This is a genomic window from Paeniroseomonas aquatica, assembly GCF_030409335.1.
Taxonomy (GTDB): domain Bacteria; phylum Pseudomonadota; class Alphaproteobacteria; order Acetobacterales; family Acetobacteraceae; genus Belnapia; species Belnapia aquatica.
In genome coordinates, this window is record NZ_JAUFPN010000005.1 from 22,532 (window position 1) to 28,938 (window position 6,407).

5 protein-coding genes and 1 pseudogene are annotated in these 6,407 nt (G+C 67.4%); 3 read left to right on the plus strand and 3 right to left on the minus strand.

Annotation, left to right across the window (positions count from 1 at the left end):
• Nucleotides 1-170 precede the first annotated feature (170 nt).
• The 3 genes from QWZ14_RS00535 to QWZ14_RS00545 all read left to right on the plus strand — a co-directional run bounded on the left by QWZ14_RS00535 (nucleotide 171) and on the right by QWZ14_RS00545 (nucleotide 2,609).
• Nucleotides 171-959 carry a DUF2231 domain-containing protein gene (locus tag QWZ14_RS00535; protein WP_290314586.1) on the plus strand — a complete coding sequence of 263 codons (789 nt, stop codon included), beginning with the start codon at nucleotides 171-173 and terminating at the stop codon, nucleotides 957-959.
• Between the two features lie 817 nt (nucleotides 960-1,776).
• A complete protein-coding gene (locus QWZ14_RS00540) occupies nucleotides 1,777-2,130 on the plus strand; it encodes a hypothetical protein (protein WP_290314587.1) in 354 nt (117 codons plus the stop codon).
• A 344-nt stretch (nucleotides 2,131-2,474) separates the two neighbouring features.
• On the plus strand, nucleotides 2,475-2,609 hold the full coding sequence (locus QWZ14_RS00545) for a hypothetical protein (protein ID WP_290314588.1): 135 nt from the start codon (nucleotides 2,475-2,477) through the stop codon (nucleotides 2,607-2,609).
• A gap of 32 nt (nucleotides 2,610-2,641) precedes the next feature.
• On the opposite strand, the gene QWZ14_RS00550 is transcribed toward QWZ14_RS00545, so the two are convergent.
• The 3 genes and pseudogenes from QWZ14_RS00550 to QWZ14_RS00560 all read right to left on the minus strand — a co-directional run.
• The gene (locus tag QWZ14_RS00550) at nucleotides 2,642-3,538 is read right to left on the minus strand and encodes an NAD(P)/FAD-dependent oxidoreductase (protein ID WP_290314589.1); all 897 of its coding nucleotides are present in this window, start codon (nucleotides 3,536-3,538) and stop codon (nucleotides 2,642-2,644) included.
• Nucleotides 3,539-3,777: 239 nt separating this feature from the next.
• Nucleotides 3,778-4,848 (minus strand): multicopper oxidase domain-containing protein, encoded by a 1,071-nt coding sequence (locus tag QWZ14_RS00555; RefSeq protein ID WP_290314590.1) that lies wholly within the window; start codon nucleotides 4,846-4,848, stop codon nucleotides 3,778-3,780.
• Between the two features lie 83 nt (nucleotides 4,849-4,931).
• Nucleotides 4,932-5,918 (minus strand): annotated as a pseudogene (locus QWZ14_RS00560) (DDE-type integrase/transposase/recombinase); the annotation flags it as partial.
• Between the last annotated feature and the right edge of the window lie 489 nt (nucleotides 5,919-6,407).

The following is a 6,407-nucleotide window of genomic DNA, read 5'->3' on the forward strand; positions in this document are numbered from 1 at the left end:
AAGCGGCGCGACCGTCACACAAAACGAGCCGCAAACAGGCGCGTTGCCCCGCTCAGAGCCCGTTTTTCAATCGGGGCTTCCAGATCAAGCGCCGGATGGGAGTCCAACCATTTCCAGGGTCGTGGTTCTCTTCGGGATCGGTGTGATCCGTCCCGCGAAGGGCGTCAGGCTTGGGCAGCGCTCTTGCCGCGACACTGAAAATAACCGCAATGCTTTGTTTACATCCGCGCAAGGCTTTTCTGTTCGGAGCCACGGCCGTTCACTATACGGGACGCGGACGGACGACATGTCACAAGACCTCGAACCCGCAAGGCATCAGCAACGTGTTTGGCATCGAAATTGTCCCAAATTGGCACCCGCTAGTCGTCCACTTCGCCATCGCGCTGCTTCTTGCCGCAACGGCGTTGTTCGTGGTGGGCACCGTGGTCGGCTTGCGAAGCCCGCGCGGGACAACCCTCACCGTCGTGGCGCGCTGGAACCTTGGCATGGGCACGCTTGCCGCCTTGGTGGCGCTGCTCACCGGCTGGCAGGCGTATAACACGGTGGCGCATGACGACCTGGGCCACGCCAACATGGTCCGGCACATGTACTGGGCCGTCGGCACCGCGACGGTGTTCCTGGCCGCTGCTGCAGGGGCTTGGCTTGACCGCTGCCGGACGGCAGGGGCAGGCACCGTCCTCCTTGCCTTGCTCTTGTTGGGGGCGGGAGCGCTAACGGTGACAGGTTGGCTTGGCGGCGAGAACGTCTACCGCCATGGCCTTGGAGTGATGCGCATGCCGAACATGGCCATGCCGGGGGGATCAGGTGACCATGACGGGATGGCGGGCCACGCCCACGGTGCCGCGGGGACCGGCCCAGCCCAGGGCGGCGGGGGCATGACGTCCGCACCGCCTGCCGGGGCCACAGACCCAAGCGGGCACGGCCCCGACGCCACGGGCGGCGGCCACCGCCACGACTGATCGTGGCGCTGCCCGCACCGCCCTCCGCCATCCTTATGCCTTGTACGTCCTGGCGGACGACAGCCTGCCCGCAACCCGGCAGCTGCACCAAAGGACGAGGCTTGCCGGTGGCGCAGCGGTTGTGAAACCGGCGATGGCCGCGATGCACGAAACGGTGCGCGCCCTGATGGCCCAGCGCCGCCGCGCGTTCGACGCGGCGACGCTGCTGGAGGTCTCGAAGGATTGCTAGGTCGGTCGGGAAACGTGGAGGTTGACTAGAGCGTTCGATGGACACGGTGTCTTCGCGTCCGCCGACGAGGTCGGCGCCCGGACCCGATGCAAAGGAGGCCCAGATGCCCGGTCACCCCATAACCCATCCTCCGCCGGCGTCTCCGGTCGGCCTGGGGAAACGCCTCGTCCGCAGGACAGTTCTCTTGATCGGTATCGGGGCGGTGTTGTCGGGGTGCGCGGTCTATCCCGCGCCGGGATACGGCTACGGGTCGGGCGGGCACGGCCATGGCGCGCCGGGCTACGCCTACGCTCCACCGTATGGCTATCATGGCGGCTGGAATGGCGGGCACTGAACGAACCGACGTGAGCCGCCCTCGGCCGGCGGGTGCCGCGACCGAAGGCCGGCAGTGCAAGCCGAGACAGAGCAGGTGTAGTGCCTACGGCACGCCTGTGGGTTCACCACCGCCTGGTAGTAGTAATGGATCCGCCGCGTGCTGGCGCTACGTGGGATGAGGGTCGGCTTTGCCCCGGGCCCGTCTCGCCGCCGCCCCGAATCTGCCACGGACGGCGCGCTTCATCGCATAGATCTACAGCGGAGACTTAGACCATGCGCACGCTTCACCTCGCATCCGCCGTTATTTTGAGCCTGTCGGCGGTGGCATTCATCCCAGCCACCGGCACCGCGCAGGTGTCCGGGGCCGGGCAGCTTCGGCCGGAGTGGCTTCTCGTGCAGAACCACAGCCGAGACGACTTCCGCCGCCATGAGCCGGTGCCCGACCCGTACCACGGGAGCAACGCCCCGCTGCCGCAGCACCAAGCCCCTGGCTACCCGCCGCAGCACGACAGGCCAGCTGGTGTCCACGTTTCGCCGGGCGCGTACGGCATGCCAGCCCCCGGCCACCCGCCCGCCGTGATCGTGGTGCCGGCGCCAGGGAGCGGTGCCCACCACCCGCAGTATTGAGCCCAACGGGTCAAACTGGCGGGCGGATGGTTGCGCGCCATTCGATCCATCGCTGTCATGGCCGCCGCGCCACGCGCTGCAGAAACCCAGGAGAACCCTCGCCATGCGCACGCTCCGTATCACCGTCATTGCCGCCACCCTCGCGGTTTCCGCCGGCGCCGCGCTCGCGCCCGCCTGGGGGACGGAGCTGCCCGTTGCTTGGGAAGGCGGCCACCACGGCAGGGGGGCCTACGCGGGATACGGCTACGGTGGCCACGGCTATGGAGGGGGGTACCGGCACGGCTACGGAGTTGGCAGCGGCGGTGGCTATGGGGGCTATGGGTACGGTGGCTACGGATATGGCCATGCTGGGTATGGCCATGGGCGCCAAGGCCACGGTCACCGTCGCTAGGCGTTCGGCGGACGCGCAGCCCCGCACGTTGCCCCCGTTCCTCGTGCTGGACATGCCGGCGGTGAAGCAGCGCAACCGGGCCCGGTGATGGCCGCGTGACCTGCCACGACAAGGCCAGGCCTATCGCAGGCGATTGTGGATCGCCGTCGCGGCGATGGCGGCCTCGCCCATCGCCACGCTGATCTGGTCAAGGCTGGAAACCACGTCGCCGGCCGCGAACAGGCCGTCGGTCGAAGTACGCTGGTGCCCGTCGGCGATCACGCAGCCCTGCTTCTCGAGCCGCGTCCCGAGCGGGCGGACGAGGTCGGAGCGCGGGCTGCTGCCCATCTCCACGTAGACTACCTCGAAGCGGAGATCCCCTCCCCCCGTTGCGCGAAGGCGCACCTCGTTCGCCCCAACGGTGATCGAGGCGACCGGCTCCTCCACCGGCACAATCCCGGCCGCATCCACCTGCTTGCGCTCGTCCTGCGAGAGGCCGAGCGGGACGCCCCACGACAGCAGCGTGAGGTTAGCGCTGTAGGTTCGCAGGAAGCGCGCCTCGCCGAGGCCGCTGCTGCCCTGCCCGAGTACGCCGACCCGGCGGCCGATCGCCTCGTAGCCGTCGCACACTGCGCAGTAGCGGATCAGCCCCTGCCCGATCGCCCCGCGCAGGCCCGGCACCTCGGGATGGCGGTCCACGACGCCGGTAGCGAGCAGCACCGTCCGCGCGGCGATCTGCCCCGCGCTGGTTTCGGCCAGGAACAGGCCATCCCCGTCCCGCGTCAAGCTGGTGACCGTCCCCCCCACGACCGGGGCGCCGTAGCGCCGCGCCTGAGCCGCCATGCGCTCCAGCAGCACGGTGCCGCGGATGCCCTCGGGAAAGCCCGCGAGGTTGTGCGAGGTCGGGATCAGCGCGGCGCGGGGCTCGCCACCGTCCACGACGACGAACCGGCGCCGGTAGCGGGCCAGGTAGATCGCCGCGGTCAGCCCGGCGGGCCCTGCGCCGATGACCAGGCAGTCGAGGGTGTCGCTCACCATGGCGCGTGTTCATCTCTCCAGCCCCCGACCCGGGGGCAAGCCTGCTTGGGATGGTACGGGATCACGCCGTCGCCTCCAAAGCGGGCAGGCACGGTCCTCGTCCTCGGCCTCGCAAAGACTTTCTCTCCACATCCTGCGCATCCGGCAATCGGGACGCAGATCGGGAAGCCGGCCCTGCTGATGTAAGGCAGCCCGTGGCCTGCTTGCGGCCTCAGCGACCGGCATCACCTCAGAGCTGGTCAGCCCTGGGAGCAGGCGCGAGCAAGGCGCCGCCCCGTCACCCGCCGCACCTCGACCTTGCGCATCATGCCGGCCTCCATGTGATAGAGCAGGTGACAATGGAAGGCCCAACCGCCCTCCGCATCGGCCACGACATCGACGTCGGTCGTCGTCCCCGGCGGAACGTTGATGGTGTGCAGCAAGGGGTTCTCGTCGCCGTTGCCCACCTGTGGGATCATCCACAGGCCATGCAGGTGCATGGCATGATTCATCATGGTCTCGTTAATGAAGCGCAAGCGTACCCGGTCGCCGTAGTCCAGCACGATGGGCTGCGCGTTCCAAAACATGTTGCCATTCATGGACCACATGTAGCGCTGCATGTTGCCGGTCAGGCGAACTTCGATGGCGCGGTCAGGTGGCCGCGTCCCGTAGTGGTTCGAGAGTGCCCGCAGGTCACGCAGTGACAGCACGCGGGTACCGGCCACTGCCCCGGTGTCGACCGCGAAGGGGTCGCGCGGGGCCATGGCGTCTTGACCCGTCCCCGCCGGCGCCCCCCCGCCCATCGCACCGGGGTCCATGCCCGGCATCGCGCCCCCGCCCTTTGCACCCTGGCCCATGCCCGGCATCGCGCCCATTCCGCCACCCTGCGCGCCCGGCGCGGCGCCGGTTCCCATGTCTGCCATGTCGCCCATCGCCGGCATCGGCGCGACCTGGCCGGGCTGGTCCTGCTCGGGGCAGGGCGTGCCGCGGTCAAGACCGGTCGGACCCGGCGGGGTCATGCCCATGTCCGCCATAGTCAGCACCGGCCGCGGCCGATGCGGCGGCAGCGGCTCCGGCGGCATGCCCTCACGCGGGGCCAGCACGACGCGGGCGAAGCCCTGGCGCCCGGTGGACTCGGCCAGGACTGAGTAGGCTTGCTCCTCGCGCGGCTGCACGATCACGTCGTAGGTCTCGGCTGTGGCCATGCGGATCTCGTCGACCTCGATGGGACGTACCGGGTTGCCGTGCGCCTGCACCACCGTCATGGGAAGCCCAGGGATACGGACGTCCTGGTAGGTCATCGCCGAGCCGTTGATGAGGCGCAGCCGCACTCGCTCGCCCGGCCGGAACAGGAGCGTAAGGTCGCGGCCCGGCGGCACGCCGTTCGCCAGGAAGGTGTAGCCGGAAGCAACGTGTCTGGTTGTGAGACATCCTTGGCAGCTTCGACGATGTCCCGCGCCAGGGCAATATCAGCTGGTCCCGCCTGGCCTTCGGGTTCGCCGCGAGCGAGCTTGCGTCGGAGCTGGAGGCGCTCGGTGACGACCTGCTCTGGTGTTTTACCTTCGAGGACGCGCTGGCGACGGGCATTGTAGGCGGCGTTGAAGCCACGCAGGAGCTGTTCGAGCTTCTGATGGGAGTAGACGGTGATCCCCAACACCTCGCTGCCGATGCGGCCATTGAAGCGCTCCACCATGCCGTTGGTTTGAGGGCAGCGGGGCTTGGTGTTGCGATGCTCGGCGCCTAGGGCGGCGCAAGCCCTGGCAAAGCCAGGGGTGAAACAGCTGCCGTTGTCGGTCAGCACATGGGTGAAGCGGAAGGGGAAAGCGGCGGCGGCTTCCTTGAGGAAGGCGATGGCGCTGCGCTCGGTTTCATCATCCTTTACGGCGAGATGGACGGAGCGCGAGCGCCGGTCGATGGCCACATAGAGGAAGCGTTTGCGGCGCTCGCCATTGGCAGTCTGCAGCTTGGGCAAGTGCTTGATGTCGATATGAATGAAGCCGAGGTCGTAGTCCCGGAACTGGCCGTGACCACGCCGTGGTTGGTCTGACGGGGGTGGTGCCCTGCGGTTCAGGCCCTCTGCCCTGAGGATACGCCAGATGCTGTCGCGGTTGAGATGGGGCAGGAAGTGGGTGACGACGAAGGTCAGGTCATCGAGAGCGAAGTTGGTGCTACGGCGGAGCGCGCAGACCACGGCGCGCTCCTCGTCATTAGCCTTCCAGGGTAGCTTATGGGGTATGGTGGGCCGGTCCAGGCAGTCGGTCGGGCCGCGCCTGCGCCATTTGCGGATGGTCTCGGTGCTGACGCTGTAGCGCTGGGCCAGCACACCGGGGGGCTCGGTGGATCGGGCAATCTCGGCGCGAACAACGGGGGTGGTCCGGGCATTGGCGTGGATCTGTACCATGGGCTACCTCCAACCAGAGGCACGAGCGGCGAGACGCTCAAAGCGGTAGGCATAGTCTACAATCGCCAAGCCCACCGGGTCCCAACAATGCTCCGCGACCAGACAATTTTAACAGCCTACTTGCCAAACTGGCCAACGGGGGCAAGACACCGAACGGTGGTGGTGTTCGCTACGAATGTTGAATCCGCCGACGTAATGGGGGTAGGGCTTCTTCAGCAGGATCCACGATCGGATGGGTCGCGGCGGAGCCGTGCTGCATAGCGTGTAGAGCCGTAGCGGACTGGCTCGTCACCAAGTCATTCTAGCTGATCCAATTCAGTCATGATGGCCTTCGAATTTCTACCCCAAAATTTATAATTTTGTGTAAATACTACCTCTGGTTGATAACTAGAGGAGCCTCTGATGAGTGGGGACGGCGAAATCAACGTGCTGCTGCGGGGGCAAAGCAACGCCCAGATCTTCGCCGGTAACGGCATCTACGAAGTCGAG

Coding starts and splice junctions, on each gene's coding strand:
- QWZ14_RS00540 (WP_290314587.1), top strand. CDS start 1,777: ATGCGCACGCTTCACCTCGCATCCGCCGTTATTTTGAGCCTGTCGGCG.
- QWZ14_RS00545 (WP_290314588.1), top strand. CDS start 2,475: ATGCTGGGTATGGCCATGGGCGCCAAGGCCACGGTCACCGTCGCTAGG.
- QWZ14_RS00550 (WP_290314589.1), bottom strand. CDS start 3,538: ATGGTGAGCGACACCCTCGACTGCCTGGTCATCGGCGCAGGGCCCGCC.